The following is a 21206-nucleotide window of genomic DNA, read 5'->3' on the forward strand; positions in this document are numbered from 1 at the left end:
TAGAATGGATTAGATTCATCATAAGGACAGCAATGAAAACATTTATAAATTACATAAAACTACTCTTTATCATTTCAATAATTATTTTTACAAGCCTTGCCCGCAGCCAAGATATGCAAACTGAGATGGCTCACTTTATTCAAGGTTTTCATGACTACAAGCAGTTCAATGGCAATGTACTAGTCGCTAAAGATGGAAAAGTACTGTTTGAAAAAAGTTATGGCTACGCAAACTTTGAATGGGATATTGAGCACAGCGAGAAAAGTAAATTTAGAATAGGTTCGATTACAAAACAATTTACTGCCATGCTCATTTTACAACTTGCGCAACAAGGTAAGCTCAAACTTGATGAACCTCTGGCAACGTACCTTCCTGATTACAGGCAAGATATCGCAGCAAAAATTACTCTTCGACAAATACTCAACCATACTTCTGGGCTTAGTAATTACACTCAATTAAAAACATTTCGCGACGAATATAGTAAAAACAACTACAGCGTTGATGAATTTATCCGCTTATTGTGCAGTGATGATCTATTGTTCGAACCCGGCACTGAATTTCGTTATAGCAACTCAGGCTACTTTATTTTAGGTGCAGTAATTGAAAAGGTAACGGGTCAAAAATACAAAGACGTATTACAGAAAAATATTTTAGATCCACTCGGAATGAACGACACAGGCTATGATTCTCACAATAAAATCATTAAATTTCGCGTATCGGGTTACGACAATGGCCTAACTGGCTACAGCAATACAGACTACTTAGATATGTCTATCCCGTATGCTGCAGGGTCTATGTATTCAACAGCACGAGATTTACTAAAATGGGATCAAGCCCTTTACTCAGATAAGTTATTGAACAAAGAATATAAACAGCAGATGTATCACGTGTCTGAGCAAAGAAATTATGCGCTTGGTTGGGAAGTAACTAACCTTGATAAAAGCACCTATGGAAAACCCCTGACACGTATTCAACATGGCGGTGGCATCAATGGTTTTAATGCATTTATAAGTAGGATCATCGAAGACAAATTACTGGTTATCATTTTAAATAATACCGGTGGTGCGCCACTCACCCCCATGACTAATGGCCTACTTGCAATCTACTATGGCAAACCCTACGAAAAAGCGACAGAGCATATAGATAGCAAACTTTATAACGTATTTAAACGTGAAGGTATTGAAGGGCTAAAAAAAACCTATCAGCAAATGGTGAGTGATGGTAATACACCAAGAGAAAGGTCGCTAAACTACTTTGGCTATGAATTAATGCAGATGGGTGAGCTAGACGCCGCAATCACGGTGTTTGAACTCAACAATCAATCTTATCCAGATTCCGCAAATACGTTTGACAGTTTAGGTGAAGCATATTTAGCAGCCGGTGATAAACAAAAAGCATTAGCAAGTTACAAAAAAGCGCTCAAGCTAGACCCAGAAAGTAACAGCGCACACAACGCGATTGAAAAACTGCAATAACAAAAGAAGCCACGCCACGTGGCCTCTTTTTACTTTTAGCATGGCTAAAGCGCTCGCGGGCTCACTTTAATTTAAAGTATAAAGCCTGAGGGGAATTTCACCCCGCCCTGAGAATGTTGCTTAGCAATAAAGATGAAAAAGCCTCGTTATTCTATACTTAAAATAATTAGTTATCGAGTACCCGCTTATCTAAAATACCCTTTTCAATCAGTTGATTGAGTATAGCTTTGGTTTTTTCGCGGCATATATCCCGAACTAAACGAACAGCAGGTGTAATTGATTGCCGACTTGGACAGATAAGCCACAGCTCTGCACACAAATGCGGATAATCTTGCATAACAGGTATTACACGTTCATTAAGCAAATCATCACTGATATCAATGCATGATTTAACTGCAAGGCCTTTCCCTGCAACACACCATCGTCTGACTAAATCACCATCATTCGAGGCACGGCGACCTTGCATTTTTACCTTAAAACGTTCTGTGTCGTCAGTAAAATCCCAGACATTATTAATGATATCTTGCAGTTGATAAAAAAGCCCCTGATGTTGTTTTAAATCATTTGGGTGCTTAGGCATACCATGCTTGGCTAAATAGTCTGGGGTTGCACATAATATACGTGGCACATTACAAATTTTGAAACCATAAAGATTGGAATCTGATGGCGAGCCATAGCGCAGTGCAAAATCGACTGAATCACGGTAAAAATCAACATTACTATCACTGATATGCGGTCTCAAACTGAGTTTGGGGTACTCATCTAATAATTCATCAAGCCAAGGAATAATCATATTACGGCCCAGATCAGATGATAACGCCACTCTAAGCTCCCCTTCAATTTCATCATGCTCGCCTTTTAATGCAAGAGTTGCTTGCTCAAGCATGGCAATTGCCTGCTGACATTGAGGCAAAAAGCGCTCACCAGCTGCTGATAAACGCAAGTGACGCGTTGTTCGCACAAATAACTCAGTACCGAGAGCTGCCTCAACACGCTTTATTGCTGCACTCGCTGTTGCTGAGCGCATATCTAGTTTTGCAGCAGCGGTAGTAATGCTGCGGAATTCAGCGACCTTGAGGATTAATTTCAGATCTTCAACCAACATATTAACTAAAATTTTTTGATAATGTTTATTGAATTATGCGCTTTATCGCTAAGTATGCAAGGCGTACACTCAGACATATTGTTAAACATGCGGGAGCAATTACATGACACACCCTATTATTTCAGACTTACAACGCCGTTATACAAGCAAGCGCTACGATGCAACTAAACGCATTAGCCAAGATGATTTGGCCGTTATTTTAGAAGCACTGCGCTTAACTCCTTCATCGATTAACTCGCAACCATGGAAATTCGTAGTAATTGAATCAGACCAAGCAAAACAGCGTTTACACGACAGCTTTGCAAACAAGTTTCAGTTTAATCAATTACATGCAAAGGCCGCCTCACACACTATATTATTTGCTTATAACCCTCGCTACAAACGTGAAGATTATGAAAAAGTCATAGAGGCAGACATTGCTAATGGCCGTACAAAAGCAGAAAACAAAGAAAGCGCTTTTGGTGCCTTTGCTTTTGTTGATTTAAATACCGATGAACAAGGTAATAATGCACAGTGGACTAAGTCACAAACGTATATTGCGTTAGGCAATACCATGCATGCCGTGGCTCGTTTAGGCATTGACTCTACTCCGATGGAAGGGGTTGATAAAGATTTACTCGGTGAGCTTTTCGCTGATGAGCTAGATGGGTATGTCTGTGAAGTTGCTTTGGCAATTGGCTATCACGAACCTGAGCAAGATTATAATGCTGCATTACCAAAATCGCGTTTAGATAAAGATACTATTATTTCAGTGATTTAAGCGCTACATGCCGTGTATTACGCCTACTCTCGTAGGCGTAATATTTAATTTAACGTTGTATTGACCTTCACATTACGCGCCATACCTTCACTTAAGTCAGCAGTAATCGTTGCAAAACCACCATTAATAAGCGCTAAATTTGGCGCAACATGTCCAATGTCTGCATCGACAATAACCGGAAATAAGTTGCCTTTAAATGCGAGCTCAATTGCTTGGTATTCATCAAAGTAGCAGTCGTTATTTATTGCAGGGCTGCGACCAAACACAACGGCATTTACATCGGTAAAAACATCATTCAATTTTAACGATAACAAACAGCGTGCAAGTGCCATCGGGCTGAGCTCTGCATTTTCTAAATATAAAATAAGTCCTTCAGGTGCATACTGTTTTTTAAATTCATGTAATGCGTAGTAATTAGAAGGTAATAGTAAACCTAACGTATCCAAACAGCCGCCTATCAAGCGCCCTGACACTTCAATTTTACGTGTGTCTTTGTAGTTTATACAACGCCATTGGCTCGGTGCAGTTAAATCAAACTGTGCCTGCGGCTGGTGCGAATAATCTATAACAGACTGCTGGTAATAAGGTGAGGCCACTTGATTTAATTGACCTTTTTCACCTAATTGTAGTGCTTTGAAAATGTTTGCTAAGTATTCATCAGGATCGTCTGGGTGAATTTGCATTAAATTTGCTGCGTGCAGTGTTGCCCAACCACATCGTGTCGTTAAAGCACATGCAAATGTACTGATATCTGAAAATCCCACTAACCACTTCGGTTGTGCTTGGCTTATCGCATTAAAATCAAGTAAAGATAAAATTTCCATGGTGAGATCGCCGCCCCATGGCGGCATGATAGCGGCAATTGAGTCATCTGTTAAAAACTGCATTAATTCATCTGCACGCTGTTTTGCAGGACTATGGGCTTCGCGTAAGCATGCCCCTTCTATAACTTGAAAGCCTTTTGCTTTTAAGCCCGCCAACACAAGATCTAAACGTGCGTGATATGCTTGATCAACCCCTGATGAAAAAGCGCAAATGGCTATTTTATCGCCTTTTGAAAGCGCTTTAGGGTAGTGAATTTTTGCCATTGTCACCTCTATATAATCGTTAATAGAACGCCAACGTAACGAATAATTGGGTGGCTGTAAACAGGCATAAAAAAACCGCGGTATAAAACCGCGGCTTCATCAATGCTTGGTTAAGCTATTAAATATACTCAACTTCAATGATTTCGTATTCAACTTCACCATTAGGTGTTTTAATGGTAACGGCGTCATCAACCTCTTTACCAATTAAACCACGCGCGATTGGCGAGTTTACAGAGATCAGGTTATTTTTGATATCTGCTTCATCATCACCCACGATTTGGTATTTAACCTCAGCGTCGGTTTCAACATTAACGATAGTCACCGTTGTACCAAAAATAACTTTACCTGTCTTAGGCATCTTAGTTATATCGATGATTTGTACATTTGAAAGCTTCGCTTCAATTTCTTGAATACGACCTTCACAAAAACCTTGTTGCTCACGAGCAGCATGATATTCCGCGTTTTCTTTCAAATCACCATGCTCACGTGCGTCAGCAATATCAGCAATGATTTTTGGACGGGTAACTGTTTTTAATTCGTTAAGTTCTTCGCGCAGTAATGCTGCACCACGAACCGTCATCGGAATTGATTGCATATTATTCTCACTTAATCCCAAGGGCGAATCACTCGCCCTTGGCACATTTCCTTAGTTCATTCGCTGGTGTAGTTCCTGAACTGACGTCACTTTGCTACGGTCGTCTGCTTGGTTTGCAGTACAGTTAGCAAATGCCGCGTTCAGTGTCGTTGTGTAGTTAGTCTTGTGCTGTAACGCACCACGACGTAACACCTTCGAATCTTCAATCGCTTGGCGACCTTCAGTAGTGTTTACAATGTAGCTGTATTCACCATTTTTAATTCTATCAAGAATATGAGGACGACCTTCGAATACTTTGTTTACGCGACGAACTGCAATGCCAGCGTCTTCAAGTGCTTTGGCAGTACCACCTGTTGCGTCTAGCTCAAAACCAAGTTCAGTCATAGTTTTAGCAAGTTCAACAATACGTGGCTTGTCACTGTTGCGTACCGATAGTAACGCGCGACCACCGCGTGGTAAAGTGTTGCTTGCACCTAATTGTGCTTTTGCGAACGCTTCGGCGAATGTTTCGCCAACACCCATTACCTCACCCGTTGAGCGCATTTCTGGGCCACGCATTGGGTCAACACCTTGGAACTTAGCAAACGGTAATACAACTTCTTTAACGCTGTAGTAAGGAGGAATCACTTCTTTGGTGATACCTTGGCTTGCCAATGACTGACCTGCCATACAACGCGCTGCTACTTTAGCAAGTGCTACACCCGTTGCTTTTGATACAAACGGTACTGTACGCGCTGCACGAGGGTTTACTTCGATTAAGTAAACTTGGCCGTCTTTCACTGCAAACTGTGTATTCATAAGACCCACTACGCCAAGCTCAAGTGCCATGTCTGTCACTTGCTTGCGCATTACGTCTTGTACTTCAGCAGTTAATGAATGAGCAGGTAATGAACATGCTGAGTCACCTGAGTGAACACCTGCTTGCTCGATATGCTCCATGATACCACCGATAATCACTTGCTCACCGTCACAGATAGCATCAACGTCAACTTCGATTGCGTTATCTAAGAAACGGTCAAGCAATACTGGGGCTTCATTTGATGCAGATACCGCTTCAGTCATGTAACGACGTAAGTCATCTTCATCGTAAACGATTTCCATCGCACGACCACCAAGTACATATGAAGGACGTACAACCAGAGGGAAACCGATTTCAGCTGATTTAACAATCGCTTCTTCTAGAGACGTTACTGTTGCATTTTCAGGTTGAAGAAGGTTTAAACGCTCAACAAGTTGTTGGAAACGCTCACGGTCTTCAGCACGGTCGATTGCATCAGGTGAAGTACCAATAACTGGAACACCATTCGCTTCAAGTGCACGAGCCAGTTTAAGTGGAGTTTGACCACCGTACTGAACGATTACGCCTTTTGGTTTTTCAACACGAACGATTTCTAACACATCTTCAAGCGTAATTGGCTCGAAGAATAGACGGTCAGATGTGTCGTAGTCTGTAGAAACAGTTTCAGGGTTACAGTTAACCATGATTGTTTCGTAACCGTCTTCACGTAGCGCTAATGCCGCGTGAACACAGCAGTAATCGAATTCGATACCTTGACCAATTCGGTTAGGACCACCACCAATTACCATGATTTTATCTTTGTCAGACGGGTTCGCTTCACACTCTTCGTCATACGTTGAGTACATGTAAGCTGTGTCTGAACTAAATTCTGCCGCACACGTATCAACGCGTTTGTAGACTGGCACGATATTTAATTGGTGACGTTTTTTGCGAATTTCAGCTTCAGATACACCCGCAATTTCAGCGATACGTGCATCAGCAAAACCTTTGCGTTTAAGCTTGCGTAAGAACTCGGCATTTAAACCAGCCATACCTACTTCGCTGATTGTTTCTTCGTCTTTTAAGATATCTTCGATTTGTACTAAGTACCATGGATCGATTTTAGTCAATTCGAATACATCTTCAACGCTCATACCATGACGCATTGCATCAGCAACATACCAAATACGCTCGGCACCTGGCTCACGCAATTCACGAATGATTTTCTCTTTCGCTTTCGGGTCATCAAGCGCAACAATTGGGTTAAAACCTGTTGCACCCACTTCTAGACCACGTAATGCTTTGTGTAGTGATTCTTGTTGGTTACGACCAATAGCCATAACCTCACCCACAGATTTCATCTGTGTAGTAAGACGGTCGTTTGAACCTGCGAATTTTTCGAAGTTAAAACGTGGGATCTTAGTCACAACGTAATCGATTGAAGGCTCGAATGAAGCAGGTGTTTTACCACCCGTGATATCATTTTGAAGCTCGTCAAGCGTATAACCTACAGCTAGTTTCGCAGCGATTTTGGCAATTGGGAAACCCGTTGCTTTAGACGCTAGAGCCGATGAACGAGATACACGAGGGTTCATTTCAATGATAACCATACGGCCATCAACTGGATTCACACCAAACTGTACGTTTGAACCACCTGTTTCAACGCCGATTTCGCGAAGTACCGCCATCGATGCATTGCGCATGATTTGGTATTCTTTATCCGTCAACGTTTGTGCTGGTGCAACGGTGATTGAGTCACCCGTGTGAACGCCCATTGGGTCAAAGTTTTCGATAGAACATACGATGATACAGTTGTCGTTTTTGTCACGAACAACTTCCATTTCGTACTCTTTCCAACCGATTAATGATTCATCAATTAGAAGCTCATTTGTTGGTGATAAATCTAAACCACGCTCACAAATTTCATCAAATTCTTCTTGGTTGTATGCAACACCGCCACCGGTACCACCCATGGTGAATGATGGACGGATAATACATGGGAAGCCGATACGAGTAAGTACATCGTGTGCTTCGTCCATTGAGTGAGCGATTTCAGCACGCGGACACTCAAGGCCAATATTTTTCATTGCAGCGTCAAAACGCTCACGGTTTTCTGCTTTATCGATGGCATCCGCAGTTGCACCGATTAGCTCAACACCGTGTTTAGCCAACACACCGTGCTTGTCTAGGTCAAGTGCACAGTTTAATGCTGTTTGACCACCCATTGTTGGGAGTACAGCATCTGGCTTTTCTTTTTCAATAATTTTTTCTACCACTTCCCAGTGAATTGGTTCGATGTACGTCGCATCGGCCATTTCAGGGTCAGTCATGATAGTTGCAGGGTTCGAGTTTACAAGAATAACTCGATAGCCTTCTTCTCGTAGTGCTTTACACGCTTGTGCACCAGAGTAGTCAAATTCACAAGCTTGACCGATAACGATCGGGCCCGCGCCTAAGATAAGAATGCTTTTTATGTCGGTACGTTTTGGCATTGTTACTCCGGTTAAATTAGTTAGAACGAGCTTGCATCAAGTCGATGAAGTGGTCGAATAAAGGTGCTGCATCGTGTGGACCTGGGCTTGCTTCAGGGTGACCTTGGAAGCTAAATGCAGGCTTATCAGTACGGTGAATACCTTGTAGCGTACCATCGAATAATGAAACGTGAGTTGCACGTAAATTCGCTGGTAATGTCGCTTCATCCGCTGCGAAACCATGGTTTTGCGCAGTGATCATAACCACATTGCGGTCAAGGTCTTTAACTGGGTGGTTACCACCGTGATGACCAAACTTCATTTTTACTGTTTTTGCACCAGAGGCAAGCGCAAGTAATTGATGACCTAAACAAATACCAAAAATTGGCGTATCTGTTTCTAAAAAGGTCTTAATTGCATCAATTGCGTAGGTACATGGCTCAGGGTCACCAGGGCCGTTCGATAAGAAAATACCGTCTGGGTTAAGTGCGAGTACGTCTTCAGCAGATGTTTGTGCCGGCACAACGGTTAATTTACAACCGCGGTCAACTAACATGCGTAAGATATTACGTTTAACACCGAAGTCATAAGCAACAACGTGAAATTTCTCGTCTGCTGCTTCTAGCGTTTTAAAGCCTTCACCTAATGTCCAGCTTGATTCACGCCACTCAAAATTTTCCTTGGTTGAGACAACTTTTGCTAAATCCATGCCTTTTAAGCCTGGGAAGGCTTGCGCAGCTTCGAGCGCTTTATTCTCATCTAACTCGTCGCCTGCAATGATACAACCATTTTGAGCGCCTTTATCACGTAAGATACGTGTTAATTTACGAGTGTCGATGTCAGCAATACCTAGGATATTGCGTTCTTTTAAGTAATCACTTAACGATTGCTCGTTACGGAAATTACTTGCTAGCAGTGGCAAATCACGGATCACTAGGCCTTTAGCCCAGATTTGACCCGCTTCTTCGTCTTCGCTGTTAGTACCCGTATTACCGATATGTGGGTACGTCAAAGTTACGATTTGTTCCGCGTATGAAGGGTCAGTCAAAATTTCTTGATAACCAGTCATAGACGTATTGAATACTACTTCACCGACTGACATGCCGTCAGCGCCGATTGCAGTACCGCGAAACACTGTGCCGTCTTCTAGGACTAACAGAGCGGATTTAGTCAAGTTAACCTCCTAACAGTAAAAAACGGGAGTAAAGTCATTTGCTCTACTGCCCGTTTAAAGCGATTGGAAACACGCATTTATGAATTTTTGGCAAATTGGCGCTATTTTACAGTAATTTGCTTTTCAGATCTAATCATAATTAATAAAATAGTAAAAATAAGCGTTATTAACTTAATTTTCACTGAAACTGCCAAAAAAGAAACTAAACTACTTCAAGTCAAGCACATCTTGCATGTCATAAAGTCCAGCCGGCATATTTTTCAACCAGCCCGCAGCTCTTACAGCACCTAAGGCAAAGGTCATTCTAGAACTTGCTTTATGAGTTAATTCTAGTCTTTCGCCAGAAGTTGCGAAATATGCGGTGTGTTCACCTACTATATCTCCGCCTCGCATGACCGAATAACCGATTTCATTTTGCGATTTTGCTTGTTCATCGTGGCTTCTATCGAAACGTGCAACGTCATCATGTTGCCAGCCTTTTGCCTCTGCAATAGCCTCACCAATAGCTAAAGCCGTGCCCGAGGGCGCATCAATTTTATGACGATGGTGCGCTTCAAAAATCTCTATGTCCATGTCATCGCCAAATTTCACAGCTGCAGTCTGCACTAAGTTAAGCAGTAAATTAACGCCTACGCTATAGTTACGAGCAAAAACAATCGGGATATACTTTGCTGCATCGTTTAACGCTTCAAGGTCGTCGTGGGTTAAGCCTGTCGTGCCGATCACCATGGCTATATTTTTTTCTACCGCTGTTTTGAGGTGATTACGCATCCCCGCGGGTAAAGTAAAATCAATAAGTACGTCAGTCTCTTTTACATCAGTTTCTTTGCTAAATTGCACATCCGCATCAGCGGCACTGTTTAATTGATTAACAGCTAAATTAATAAGCGGTGAATTTTCACGGACATACGCCCCCGTTAACACAGAGTGCTCATTTTTTGTAACAGCCTCTAATAGTGCAAGCCCCATGCGGCCATTGGCACCAAATACACCTATACGGTTCATACTTTTACCTTATCTATTCTTATTAGCTGGCTAGATTTTATCGAAAACTCATGTAATAGTCAGGTTAGCTTATAAAAAATACAGCGCTAATTTTTTGGATTTATAAAATAACAACAATAATAACAGATAGCCTTTGCATTTAGCCATCTATACATTTAAACTTCTTCCTTTGCGCCGATTTGGTCTTTGGCTTGCGGGCGCTGTTGTTGTTTTTACTTTCATAAAACAACAACTAAATACAGCTAAAAGAAGTTTTTGGCTGTGTTTTTGGTTATCTAACGAGGAATATGATGCAGCCATCATTTAATAAAACAAAAGCAAAACTTTCTTTGCTGCCGCTTTTGGTGTTTGTCGGCTTATTTTTAGGCGCAGGCTTATACTTACAATCTCAAGGTGTTGATTACGCCTTTTATCAACTACCGGCACCGGTCGCTATTTTACCTGCCATTATGTTGGCCTTTATTTTAAATAGAAACACGATTAACCACAGTGTTGAAACGTTTATAAAAGGTGCAGGTCATAGCAATATCATTACTATGTGCTTGATTTACCTTCTTGCAGGTGCGTTTTCTGCCGTCGCAGGCGCAACCGGGGGTGTTGATGCCGTCGTGAATGCCGGTTTATCTCTTATTCCCCCAGCTTTATTACTTCCGGGCTTATTTTTAATCGCTGCCGTGGTTTCAACTGCCATGGGCACATCAATGGGCACCATCGGCGCGATTGGCCCTATTGCCTACGCCGTAGCGCAAAAAACGGGTATCGATCCGGCATTGATGGCCGGTACAATTGTATCGGGTGCAATGTTTGGCGATAACCTATCAATCATTTCTGACACAACAATTGCGGCTACCCGTACACAAGGTTGTGAAATGAAAGATAAATTTCGCGAGAATCTAAAGATTGCTCTGCCTGCTGCTGCACTCACCATTGCATTATTGTTCTTTTTAACACCGGCAGCTGAAGCGGTTGAAACACAGGATTACGATATATTACTCGTGCTTCCGTATGCCTTTATTTTAGTGCTAGCGGTGATGGGATTTAATGTCTTTGTGGTGCTGTTTAGCGGGATTATTTTCGCAGCACTAATGGGCTTTACAGGCAGTTATGAAGGCGCAAGCTTTGTAAAAGATATCTACAAAGGCTTTACCGATATGCAGGAAATTTTCTTGTTATCTATGTTTATTGGCGGCCTGTCAGAATTTATTCGTATAAACGGTGGCCTTGATTACATTGCTAACAAAATTCAGGCAATCACGAAAATTATTGCTAAATGGCATCGTAAAGTTGCTGATCAATTAGGTATTGCAGCACTCGTAATGACGAGTAACGTATGTATTGCTAATAATACGGTGTCTATTATTGTTGCAGGCCCTATTGCGAAAAAACTGGCCGATGACGGTGAAATCACTGGCAAGCGCTCAGCCAGTTTATTAGATATTTTTGCCTGTGTAACACAAGGCTCTTTGCCCTACGGCGCACAAGCCTTATTGTTAGGTGCAACGTTTAAAATCAGCCCTTGGCAAGTATCTACATCGTCATATTATTGTTTTATTCTCGCGTTTACTGCGATTGCGGTAATATGCTTACGCCGTAATAAAGCCTAAGTTAAATATTTTTGAGCAGATACGTCATTTTAAGGACGTATCTGCTATAATCCTCACTTTGTATCCCCCTTTATATACTAATTCGCTTAATCAAGTGAATTGTTATGACTACATCAATATTGAGATATGAACTTGAAAAAGATCCTTTCTATTGCTGCGCTATGTGCAGCGAGTACTTCGAGCTATGCGGCTAATTGGAGCTCAACGCAATTACACATCAATAACGGTGAGCACAAAAATCCGTTTTCTTTGGCTAAATCAAACACAACGGTTGTGTCATTACAGCATGCATCTGGTTATGACTATGGCGATAACTTCTTTTTTATTGACTACAGTGATGATGATTTACAAGATGGATATCAAGATAAAGACTTTTATGGTGAATGGTATTCAACCTTTAGCCTGTCAAAAATCTCAGGCAACGATTTTTCATATGGTGCGATTGCTGACGTAGGTTTAACTGCGGGCTTTAACGCTGCTGGAGACTCAAAGGTTCTAAAATATTTACCCGGTGTAAAACTAAGCTGGCAAGCACCAGGTTTTAGCTTTTTATCAACGTTGTTTACAGCCTACATTGATGACAGTGAAGGTGTTGCTCGTGGTGGTGCTCCTACTGAAACAAACAGCTGGATGATTGATGTAGCATGGGGCTACCCATTCACTATTGGCTCACAAAAATTTAATGTGACAGGCCATGTTGAGTACATTGCAGAGCGTGAAAACGAATTCGGTCAAGACGTTAAAGCATGGATTTTAGCACAGCCTATTATTACATGGGATTTAGGTCATGCAATCAGCATGAAAGAAAATACCCTGTTACTTGGCCTTGAGTGGCAATACTGGCATAACAAACTAGGCACAGATACCACTGAATCAGTCCCACAACTTCATGTTGAGTGGACGTTCTAGCGAGCTGCGAGTTATCAATATTCAAGCCTGCAGTCAGCTAGACTACAGGCTTTTTTTAATTAAATTGATTAGAAGTCCATTTAGCCACATAGCGACCACCCGCAACGGCTATTTTCTCTAAGCTGTCACAAGCGTCAAAGGCTACTCCAGAACCAATTTCCTTCGTTGTTTTCGCTATAATCTCATCACTTTTTTAGTTGCACATGTAATGTTGCTGATGAGCTTGGTCTAACCGATGGGAAAACCCATCTATGGAGTTAATTTCAATATATTTTGCTTCTATGAAATACTCTGCTTTGGATTTATCTTGCTGTTGTTCAAGTAATGTTACTGAATATTTTTTTGCCAAGTCAGTCATTGAACTAGCTAATTTATCAAGCATGACACAATCACGTTGAACTTTACCTGCTTCAACTCCAAGTGCAAAATGGAATTAAAAAGAGCTGCATAAGCAGCTCTGGTAAGATTTTATTACAGTTTACACTGTGGGTTTCTGCCCTGCGCTTTTGCCGCTTGTTGTGCTTTTAAAGCCGTTGGCATGTGTTTTTGTAGCTCTTTAATTCGATTACCCGGTGCTGGGTGAGTCGACATGAATTCGGGTGTGCCGCTGCTGCCAGCTGCACTCATGTTTTGCCATAATGACACTGACTGCTCTGGGTTAAAGCCGGCCTTTGCCATTAAGTCTAAACCTACAATATCAGCTTCAGATTCATGTGAGCGGCTAAAAGGTAACACCACACCAAATTGTGCGCCGAGTCCAAGTGCTTGCATAATTTCACCGCGATATTGCACATTACCCATATCAAGCGCAGCACCACCGACTTGTAAACCTGTTTGAATCAAGGAGTTTTGCGATACACGTTCATTCGAGTGCTCAGCAATAACGTGTGCAACTTCATGGCCTAACACGGTCGCTAGTTGATCCCTGTTAACCGCTACTTTTAATAATCCGGTATGTACGCCAATGTAGCCGCCTGGTAATGCAAACGCATTCGCAGAATCTTCTTCGAACACCACCACTTCCCATGCTTGTTGAGCATATTCACGCGGCAAAACAGAAATCACATCGTCTGCGATGCATTTTACATACGCATTAACTTTTGGGTCGGAGTTAATCGGCTGTGTTTTCTTCATTTCAGCAAAGCTTGCTTGGCCCATTTGACTCATTTGTTGATCTGAGTAGAGCGCGATCTGTGTACGTCCCGTTGGAGACGTTTTACACCCTGCTAAAACAGCGGTGGCTAACACGACCATCATTAACTTTTTCATGTGAATCCTTACAAATACTATTAGTGCAATTGTTGCTAATATAGCAAAGCATTCATTAATTTTATATGAAAATACATTTCCCACCGTGCAAATGTGATTTTTCAGTTAAATCTTTTAGTTAGCAGGCAAACTAAGTTCACCAACGAACCACTCGCTGCTACAATAGGGGTCTATTGATTGATAAATGAGTTTCCAATGCCTTCCCCCGACACATTAAATAAACGCATTTTATTGCCGTTACTGGCAAGTATTGTCGCCATTACTCCGCTGGCAATTGATTTGTATCTACCTGCGATGTTGGTCATTGCCAATGACTTACAAACAACCATGCCAAATGTACAAATTTCATTGAGTATCTATTTAGCTGGCTATGCACTGGGTATGCTATTTTTTGGCCCTATTGCCGATGAGCTTGGTAGACGATTACTGGCTAAAGTAGGCTTAGCGCTGTTTGGTTTAAGTTCGTTAGCACTGGCATTTTGCCATAACATAGAGCTTTTTTGGTCACTTAGGGCAGTACAGGCTTTCACTGGTGCCGCGGCAACCGTGGTTGTACCGGGTATTATTCGTCATATTTACCGTGAGAATACGGCAAAGGGGATGTCGTATGTATCGATGATCATGATGGTAGCGCCCCTTATCGCCCCCACGCTTGGCTCTTTAATTATGGGCATTTCGACATGGCAGGTTATATTTTTAGTGTTAGCTGCGTATAGCTTTGCAATTTTAGCACTTGTGCAACTTTACTTAATTGATATCCCTATTTTCAAAAGTCAGCAACGTGGTTTAGCGTTATTTTTTAACAGCTATAAAACCGTCTTTTCACGTCAAAGTGCGCGTGCCGATATCGCTAGCTCTATGTTTGCCTCGTTCGCATTTTTCTGCTTTTTAACGTCTGTGCCTTACGTTTATTTGGACTTTTTTAAAGTAGATGAACAACTCTTCGGGATTCTATTTGCCTTTAACGTACTTGCCTTAATGTTCGGTAACTTTATGAATACCCGACTTGTACCACGCTTAGGATCGCGCAAATTACTGTTTATAGGCTTAGGTATTGGCTTTGCATCGGGCTCAGCATTACTGCTGTTTAGTTTAATGCATTTGTCGCTGTATTTTATCGTCGCAAGCATAGCGCCTTTAATGATGAGTTTGGGGATTGTAGCAAGTAATGCCGACTCATTGATTTTAATGCAATTCGAGGAAAAGTCAGGGACTGCAACGGCGGTAATTGGTACGTTACGTTTTGGCAGTGGCGCACTCGTAGGACCTATCCTCGCGTTTATTCACCCGCAAAGTGCGGTGCCATTTTCAGCCATGATGTTCAGTGCGCTTATCCTTATACTACTTGTGCAGCTTTGGCATCGAAAATTAGACAAAAAAAATGCCTGTCTATGACAGGCATTTTTCTCTAAAAAGCGTTTATTCAGCTTCTTTCGATACCATTACCATAGCAGGACGCAGTAAACGACCGTTTAATGTGTACCCTTTTTGCATAACTGCAAGTACTGTATTAGGTGCTACATCATTGCTTGGTTGAATAGACATCGCTTGATGGAATTCTGGATTAAACTGCTCACCTTGTGGGTTAACAATTTCTACACCAAACTTAGACACGGCATCGTTGAAGCTTTTTACCGTCATCTCGATACCTTCAAGTACAGGCTTAAGCTGCTCATTTTCTTTGTCAGAAAACTCAATCGCACGCTCTAAATTATCAATCACGGGTAATAATTCGTTAGCAAACTTCTCAAGTGCAAACTTGTGTGCTTTTTCAACATCTTGTGCGGCACGGCGACGCATGTTTTCAACATCTGCTGCGGCACGTACAACACTGTCTTTTTGATCATTTATAGTTTGCTTTGCAGCTTCTAGTTCACTATAAAGTAGTGCAATTTCAGCTTCAGGGCTTAGTTCTTCGCCTTCAACTTGCTCTGCTGCTTCAACGGCTGCGTCAACATCCGCTTGCATTTGTTCAAATTCTTCGTTTAGTTCAACTTCTTGCTCTGGTGATTTTGTCTGCTCAGACATAGCTTAAATGCTCCAATTCTTTACAACTGCGGTAATTATGGGGATTGAATAGAAAGATTCAAGAGGTTGATGACCCGATTAACTCAAATTCTTGGATGATTGCTTCAATTTGTGCTGATTTTGGACAAATAACACAAAAACGACTCTGATATTCGAGGTTATTAAAGTAAGGAAGGCTGATCACCATTAACTCATCACAATCGGTAAATGGAAGTTGTTCTGTGTTTAATACCGACAAACCGTTTCTAAATGCGAGCTTATCTTCAACAAAATTTAGAAATGAGACGCCTATATTTAAGCTCGTTTGACAGTCTACTTGCTTATATAAATAATTTTCACCTACCACAATACTGTTATCAGACCCCAGTTTCTGGCTCAATTGGCGAGTCCATTGGGTCAACGAGTCATGGCAGTTGCGCGGTGCAGTATTCGCCATTGCCTGCATACGGTAAAGACCTTCCATCAGAGTTTGTTGACTGAACACCGTATTAAGCCACGTTGCAAACTGATAGCGAACCGAATCACTGGCGTCCTCAGGTTTACTAATACAAATATTGTGACTTTGCCCTGCTCTATCAATCAGTAAAATAAGCCAATCACTGCCATCAAAGTCAAGTACTTCAACCCTAAAAACCAATTGCGAACTCACTTGCGGTAAACCAACACAACAACATACTTTATAACGTTGGCTCAAGCCGTGGGCCAGCTCAACAAGTTGTGCTTGTTGAGGTTGCCAATACGTCGCAATTTCGGGCAAAGAGAAAAATTCGGTTAACCAATAGTCAAACCCAGCATTTGTTGGCACGCGGCCTGCCGAGGTATGTGGCGAATAAAGCAACCCTTCTTTTTCAAGCCTTGCCATTGCATTTCGCACTGTGGCAGAGCACACAGCCATGCCCTTTTGCTTTGCTATGCGCGTTGAAGCCACCGGTTGGCCCTCGCCATTACAATATAGGCTCATTACGGCTGAAAAAATTTGTTGATCGCGGGGGTTTAATTTCATAATTCTTACATCTTGACTCTTGCCCTAAGATATTTGGGCACTGCAAGTTTATTTCAAGTTATTTTCAAAGCATTAATTTTTAATGTAATCTATCCCTATGAAATAGTTAAGTGCACGTACCATGGACTCACCGTTTAAAACCATAGGTTTAATTGGTAAACCTAACCACAGCGCCGCGGCCACAACGCTACAGCGATTACACACCTTTTTACGAGCGTTAGGTTTTGAGGTGCTCGTTGAGCAACGAACGGGTCGGCAATTAGAAGATGTGCCTGCAAACAACCTCGTTAAACTCGTTGAGTTAGGCGAGCGTGCTGATTTAGCCATCGTTGTCGGTGGCGATGGCAACATGTTAGGTGCTGCACGTGTTTTAGCGCGTTTTGACGTTGCAGTGATTGGCGTAAACCGTGGTAACCTCGGATTTTTAACCGACTTAAACCCAGAAGGTTTTGAAGCAAGTTTAGAGCAGGTTCTAAGCGGTCAATTCATTGAAGAAAAACGCTTCCTGCTAGAAGTAGAAGTATACCGGCATGCTGAACTTAAAAGCGCAAATTCAGCGGTTAATGAAGCGGTACTCCATGCCGATAAAGTCGCTCACATGATTGAGTTCGAAGCCTTCATAAATAATGATTTTGTATTTTCACAACGCTCTGATGGTTTAATCGTATCTACACCGACGGGGTCAACGGCCTATTCTCTCTCTGGTGGCGGGCCTATTTTGACACCAGAACTGAATGCTATTTCGTTAGTACCCATGTTTCCTCATACTCTTTCGAGTCGCCCTTTAGTCGTTGATGCCGATAACGAGGTACGCCTTAAACTCAGCTTAGAAAATACCGACAGCTTACAAGTGAGCTGTGACAGCCACGTTGTTTTGGCCGTTTTACCTGGCGATGAAGTGGTTATCAAAAAAGCTGACAAACGGTTACGCTTAATTCATCCAAAAGAATATTCTTATTACAATGTACTGCGAAAAAAACTGAACTGGGGTAGCCGCTTATTTTAAACAGCAATTTTCTTCTTAAATAATTGCCAAGTGAAATCTATTAGCGCAAAATAATTCACTTTACCGTAGTACACATTTAAGGAACCTAAGCAAAAATGAGCTATATAGTTTTTCTTGCTCTTTTATTGTTGATCACTCTACTAGGCTGCTATTGGATCATCGAAAGCAACCGTCGCAAAGCGATAGAAGCCGAAAAAAAACGCTTTCATCAACGTGTCAAAGAGATCAATAACGACTTCAAAATTAAATTAATCGAATTTAGTGAAGCAAAGCTCATTCGCCCTAAAAATGTTGCACGTTTGAACCAAATCACCAGTAATTACTTTGTCGTTCAAGCTCACAACGAAGAAAATCTAACGCATTTAGAGTTTATTAGTGAGTTGTTTATCAGCACCATAATCATGGAAGCAAACAAAGCACAAAGCCCGCATGAACATGACCAACTTGCCGATAGATTACAATACTTTATGGCACAACTTCCTTATAATGGCATTGAATACAATAAAGCGTTTTATCAAGAAGTATTACCCTCATTAATTGAAGTTATTAAATACGCGCCAACTATTAATCAACATGATGACCCAGCGCAAAGCCAGAGTCCATCAATGCCTGATGAATTAAATCACGAAAAACAGATATCAGAATTAACAAAAGCATAAAAATTTAATTTGCAAAACCCGAAAACACTGTATAAATTAACAGTTAATTAGCTGGATGGATAAACAGTATGTTAATCGGGTTAGAAATTAAAAACTTTGCCATTGTAAGTAACTTGAGTACTGAGTGGCACAATGGCATGACAGCCATTACAGGTGAAACAGGTGCAGGGAAATCAATTGCTATTGATGCCCTATCGTTGTGTTTAGGCGAACGCGCCGATGCGGGTGCTGTTCGTCCAGGAACTGAGCGTGCAGAAATCTGCGCGCAATTCGATATTACCCAATTACCCCTTGCTCAACAGTTTTTAGAGCATCACTTACTGTCTAATGCAGAAGGTGAATGCTTACTGCGCCGTGTTATTTGTAAAAATGGCCGGAGTAAAAGCTATATTAATGGCAGCCCTGTCACTGCTGCGCAGCTTAAAGAGCTTGGGCAGTACCTCATTTCTATTCATGGTCAACACGCGCATCAGCATTTATTAAAAGCCGAGCATCAGCTGCATTTACTGGATGCATATGCTGGCCATACAAACCTGCTTTCCAATGTTAAAGAACGTTTTAAAGCCTATCAGGCGCTAGTAAAAGAGTTTAACCACTTAGAACAACAACAAGCGCAACAAGCGGCTCAAAAACAGCTACTTGAATACCAAGTTGCTGAATTAGACGAGTTTGCCTTACAACCCGGTGAGTTTGAAGAAATAGAAGCTGAGCACCATAAGTTAAGCCACAGCCAAACTATTTTAGAGTCGTGCCAGCGTGAACTTCAGCACTTATACGAAAGTGATGAGCAAAGTGCATGCTCAATGCTGCAACACAGTGCACAGCAATTTGCTGAACTTGCTGGCTACGATGATAGCCTATCTAGCATTGCAGCACTTTTAAGTGAAGCCGCTGTTCAGGTTGAAGAAGCAAGCCGTGAAATTCGCAGCTACGTAGATATAACAGATTTAGACCCTGCTCGCCTCGACGAAGTAGAAACTCGTTTAACTGGGGCAATGGATTTAGCACGCAAGCACCATATAAAACCGGAAGAGCTGGTAGAATTTCACCAATCAATTGCGCAAGAGCTTGCTTCAATTAGCTACAATAGTGACCGCTTAGCATCGTTAGAAACCGAGATAAATACAGCCCTTGATGAATATAAAGACGCTGCACAGGTTTTAAGTGATAGCCGCCAGCGTTATGCCGAAACACTCAACACATTGATCAGCGATAGCATGGCTAACTTATCAATGGAAAATGGCCAGTTTGCGATTGATATTCAACAAACGAGTGATAAAGCCCCCAGTGCAATGGGATTTGATACCGTGGCGTTTTTGGTATCGACCAACCCTGGGCAACCAATGCAAGCTTTATCGAAAGTTGCATCGGGTGGCGAGCTTTCGCGTATCAGTTTAGCGATACAAGTCATTATCGCCCAGCGCGTGACAACGCCAACACTCATATTCGACGAAGTCGATGTGGGTATTTCTGGCCCAACGGCCTCAGCGGTTGGCAAGTTATTGCGCCAGCTTGGCAAGTCAACCCAAGTTATTTGTGTTACGCACTTGCCACAGGTTGCCAGCTCTGGGCATCAGCAATTTTTTGTTGCGAAAGAAATTGCAAATGGTGAAACCTACACACAAATGAATAAGCTCAGTAAAGATGGACGAATAGATGAAATTGCCCGTCTACTCGCTGGCGATAATATTAGCAAAATGGCCAGAGCAAATGCTAAAGAGCTGATTAGTGCGCATGCATAACCACTCTCGCACTTAATGACATTAACGTTTTAGTAAGTAATTAAGGCTATTGTGCATAGCCTTTGACCGGATTATACAATGAATAAACAACGTAAGTTTGGGTTAGCAAGCGGGTTATTATTGAGCTTAAGCTCACCTTTACTGCACGCCTCTGTGTCATATACACCTGTCGTGTCACAAAATTATATGTTCGCTCTACTACAATGCACTTTATTTGCGTTTCCTATCGTGGCGCTACTTTTGGTGCTATGGAGCCGATGGAAGCACCTAAGGTTTAAACAACGTTTACAAACATATTTATATGCTTCTGCAGCTATGATGCTCATACTGTTTGTAATAGTGAGCCAGCAATCAGAGACAATTTCTGTTTGGTCTGTTGTTGTAATGATTTGTCATTTTATCGTGGTAAGCCTTGCTTACTTTTTATTAAAACAACACAGCAATAAAGTAAAAAACACGTTATCAGGCTGCTGGTAGTCTGTTTTATCTTGTCGGGCTTTTTCTCTCATTTAAAAAAACCTACTGATTTTTAGCC

Annotated in this window: 19 protein-coding genes; 9 read left to right on the top strand and 10 right to left on the bottom strand. The window is 41.8% G+C overall.

Translation table 11 applies throughout. The features are described 5' to 3' along the window. Window positions 1-32 precede the first annotated feature (32 nt). Window positions 33-1475 (top strand): serine hydrolase domain-containing protein, encoded by a 1443-nt coding sequence (locus BWD47_RS17205; protein ID WP_075594369.1) that lies wholly within the window; start codon window positions 33-35, stop codon window positions 1473-1475. Between the two features lie 166 nt (window positions 1476-1641). Here the strand turns inward: BWD47_RS17205 and BWD47_RS17210 are convergent, their stop codons facing one another. Then, window positions 1642-2580 carry a LysR family transcriptional regulator gene (locus BWD47_RS17210; RefSeq protein WP_075594370.1) on the bottom strand — a complete coding sequence of 313 codons (939 nt, stop codon included), beginning with the start codon at window positions 2578-2580 and terminating at the stop codon, window positions 1642-1644. Between the two features lie 103 nt (window positions 2581-2683). Between BWD47_RS17210 and BWD47_RS17215 the strand changes: the two genes are divergently transcribed. Next, on the top strand, window positions 2684-3340 hold the full coding sequence (locus BWD47_RS17215) for a nitroreductase family protein (protein WP_074989299.1): 657 nt from the start codon (window positions 2684-2686) through the stop codon (window positions 3338-3340). A gap of 44 nt (window positions 3341-3384) precedes the next feature. Here BWD47_RS17215 and BWD47_RS17220 read toward each other — a convergent pair whose 3' ends face one another. From BWD47_RS17220 to dapB, 5 genes are all read right to left on the bottom strand, one after another. Next, a complete protein-coding gene (locus BWD47_RS17220; protein ID WP_065978695.1) occupies window positions 3385-4428 on the bottom strand; it encodes a S66 peptidase family protein in 1044 nt (347 codons plus the stop codon). Between the two features lie 118 nt (window positions 4429-4546). Beyond that, on the bottom strand, window positions 4547-5023 hold the full coding sequence (gene greA, locus BWD47_RS17225) for a transcription elongation factor GreA (RefSeq protein WP_036967677.1): 477 nt from the start codon (window positions 5021-5023) through the stop codon (window positions 4547-4549). A gap of 51 nt (window positions 5024-5074) precedes the next feature. Beyond that, window positions 5075-8293, bottom strand: coding sequence for a carbamoyl-phosphate synthase large subunit (carB, locus tag BWD47_RS17230; protein ID WP_036967675.1), 3219 nt, complete (start codon window positions 8291-8293; stop codon window positions 5075-5077). A gap of 16 nt (window positions 8294-8309) precedes the next feature. Continuing rightward, window positions 8310-9446 (bottom strand): glutamine-hydrolyzing carbamoyl-phosphate synthase small subunit, encoded by a 1137-nt coding sequence (gene carA, locus BWD47_RS17235; RefSeq protein ID WP_036967672.1) that lies wholly within the window; start codon window positions 9444-9446, stop codon window positions 8310-8312. A 207-nt stretch (window positions 9447-9653) separates the two neighbouring features. Further along, window positions 9654-10451: a 4-hydroxy-tetrahydrodipicolinate reductase gene (gene dapB / locus BWD47_RS17240; protein ID WP_075594371.1), complete on the bottom strand. Its 798-nt coding sequence runs from the start codon at window positions 10449-10451 to the stop codon at window positions 9654-9656. Window positions 10452-10741: 290 nt separating this feature from the next. Between dapB and BWD47_RS17245 the strand changes: the two genes are divergently transcribed. Beyond that, entirely contained in the window at window positions 10742-12055 is a 1314-nt protein-coding gene (locus BWD47_RS17245; protein WP_036967666.1) for a Na+/H+ antiporter NhaC family protein, read from the top strand. A 126-nt stretch (window positions 12056-12181) separates the two neighbouring features. Continuing rightward, entirely contained in the window at window positions 12182-12964 is a 783-nt protein-coding gene (locus tag BWD47_RS17250) for a nucleoside-binding protein (protein ID WP_065978699.1), read from the top strand. A 193-nt stretch (window positions 12965-13157) separates the two neighbouring features. Here the strand turns inward: BWD47_RS17250 and BWD47_RS17255 are convergent, their stop codons facing one another. Both BWD47_RS17255 and BWD47_RS17260 read right to left on the bottom strand, forming a co-directional pair. Beyond that, window positions 13158-13346, bottom strand: coding sequence for a hypothetical protein (locus BWD47_RS17255; protein WP_075594372.1), 189 nt, complete (start codon window positions 13344-13346; stop codon window positions 13158-13160). An 89-nt stretch (window positions 13347-13435) separates the two neighbouring features. Beyond that, window positions 13436-14233, bottom strand: coding sequence for a M48 family metallopeptidase (locus BWD47_RS17260; RefSeq protein WP_065978701.1), 798 nt, complete (start codon window positions 14231-14233; stop codon window positions 13436-13438). Window positions 14234-14428: 195 nt separating this feature from the next. On the opposite strand from BWD47_RS17260, the gene BWD47_RS17265 reads away from it, so the two are divergent. Next, the gene (locus tag BWD47_RS17265) at window positions 14429-15628 is read left to right on the top strand and encodes a multidrug effflux MFS transporter (protein WP_036967656.1); all 1200 of its coding nucleotides are present in this window, start codon (window positions 14429-14431) and stop codon (window positions 15626-15628) included. A gap of 24 nt (window positions 15629-15652) precedes the next feature. On the opposite strand, the gene grpE is transcribed toward BWD47_RS17265, so the two are convergent. Both grpE and BWD47_RS17275 read right to left on the bottom strand, forming a co-directional pair. Next, window positions 15653-16261, bottom strand: coding sequence for a nucleotide exchange factor GrpE (gene grpE / locus BWD47_RS17270; protein ID WP_036967654.1), 609 nt, complete (start codon window positions 16259-16261; stop codon window positions 15653-15655). Window positions 16262-16319: 58 nt separating this feature from the next. Next, on the bottom strand, window positions 16320-17264 hold the full coding sequence (locus BWD47_RS17275) for an HrcA family transcriptional regulator (RefSeq protein WP_036967651.1): 945 nt from the start codon (window positions 17262-17264) through the stop codon (window positions 16320-16322). Window positions 17265-17385: 121 nt separating this feature from the next. Between BWD47_RS17275 and nadK the strand changes: the two genes are divergently transcribed. The 4 genes from nadK to BWD47_RS17295 all read left to right on the top strand — a co-directional run bounded on the left by nadK (window position 17386) and on the right by BWD47_RS17295 (window position 21148). Beyond that, window positions 17386-18270, top strand: a complete 885-nt coding sequence (gene nadK, locus BWD47_RS17280) for an NAD(+) kinase (RefSeq protein WP_036967648.1) — start codon at window positions 17386-17388, stop codon at window positions 18268-18270. A gap of 95 nt (window positions 18271-18365) precedes the next feature. Next, entirely contained in the window at window positions 18366-18929 is a 564-nt protein-coding gene (locus tag BWD47_RS17285; RefSeq protein WP_075594373.1) for a hypothetical protein, read from the top strand. Between the two features lie 68 nt (window positions 18930-18997). Then, entirely contained in the window at window positions 18998-20671 is a 1674-nt protein-coding gene (gene recN, locus BWD47_RS17290; protein ID WP_065978704.1) for a DNA repair protein RecN, read from the top strand. Between the two features lie 78 nt (window positions 20672-20749). Further along, window positions 20750-21148 (top strand): hypothetical protein, encoded by a 399-nt coding sequence (locus BWD47_RS17295; RefSeq protein WP_036967641.1) that lies wholly within the window; start codon window positions 20750-20752, stop codon window positions 21146-21148. Window positions 21149-21206: the final 58 nt, after the last annotated feature.

Origin of the sequence: Pseudoalteromonas sp. PAB 2.2, assembly GCF_001938575.1 — a bacterium.
Taxonomy (GTDB): domain Bacteria; phylum Pseudomonadota; class Gammaproteobacteria; order Enterobacterales; family Alteromonadaceae; genus Pseudoalteromonas; species Pseudoalteromonas lipolytica.

Bases quoted from the DNA above. Each gene is read 5' to 3' on its own strand.
- BWD47_RS17275 (WP_036967651.1), bottom strand. From the start codon at position 17,264: ATGAAATTAAACCCCCGCGATCAACAAATTTTTTCAGCCGTAATGAGC.
- BWD47_RS17265 (WP_036967656.1), top strand. From the start codon at position 14,429: ATGCCTTCCCCCGACACATTAAATAAACGCATTTTATTGCCGTTACTG.
- nadK (WP_036967648.1), top strand. From the start codon at position 17,386: ATGGACTCACCGTTTAAAACCATAGGTTTAATTGGTAAACCTAACCAC.
- BWD47_RS17220 (WP_065978695.1), bottom strand. From the start codon at position 4,428: ATGGCAAAAATTCACTACCCTAAAGCGCTTTCAAAAGGCGATAAAATA.
- BWD47_RS17215 (WP_074989299.1), top strand. From the start codon at position 2,684: ATGACACACCCTATTATTTCAGACTTACAACGCCGTTATACAAGCAAG.
- BWD47_RS17295 (WP_036967641.1), top strand. From the start codon at position 20,750: ATGAATAAACAACGTAAGTTTGGGTTAGCAAGCGGGTTATTATTGAGC.
- carB (WP_036967675.1), bottom strand. From the start codon at position 8,293: ATGCCAAAACGTACCGACATAAAAAGCATTCTTATCTTAGGCGCGGGC.
- BWD47_RS17255 (WP_075594372.1), bottom strand. From the start codon at position 13,346: ATGCTTGATAAATTAGCTAGTTCAATGACTGACTTGGCAAAAAAATAT.
- BWD47_RS17285 (WP_075594373.1), top strand. From the start codon at position 18,366: ATGAGCTATATAGTTTTTCTTGCTCTTTTATTGTTGATCACTCTACTA.
- BWD47_RS17250 (WP_065978699.1), top strand. From the start codon at position 12,182: ATGAACTTGAAAAAGATCCTTTCTATTGCTGCGCTATGTGCAGCGAGT.
- grpE (WP_036967654.1), bottom strand. From the start codon at position 16,261: ATGTCTGAGCAGACAAAATCACCAGAGCAAGAAGTTGAACTAAACGAA.
- BWD47_RS17210 (WP_075594370.1), bottom strand. From the start codon at position 2,580: ATGTTGGTTGAAGATCTGAAATTAATCCTCAAGGTCGCTGAATTCCGC.
- BWD47_RS17245 (WP_036967666.1), top strand. From the start codon at position 10,742: ATGCAGCCATCATTTAATAAAACAAAAGCAAAACTTTCTTTGCTGCCG.
- greA (WP_036967677.1), bottom strand. From the start codon at position 5,023: ATGCAATCAATTCCGATGACGGTTCGTGGTGCAGCATTACTGCGCGAA.
- recN (WP_065978704.1), top strand. From the start codon at position 18,998: ATGTTAATCGGGTTAGAAATTAAAAACTTTGCCATTGTAAGTAACTTG.
- dapB (WP_075594371.1), bottom strand. From the start codon at position 10,451: ATGAACCGTATAGGTGTATTTGGTGCCAATGGCCGCATGGGGCTTGCA.
- BWD47_RS17260 (WP_065978701.1), bottom strand. From the start codon at position 14,233: ATGAAAAAGTTAATGATGGTCGTGTTAGCCACCGCTGTTTTAGCAGGG.
- BWD47_RS17205 (WP_075594369.1), top strand. From the start codon at position 33: ATGAAAACATTTATAAATTACATAAAACTACTCTTTATCATTTCAATA.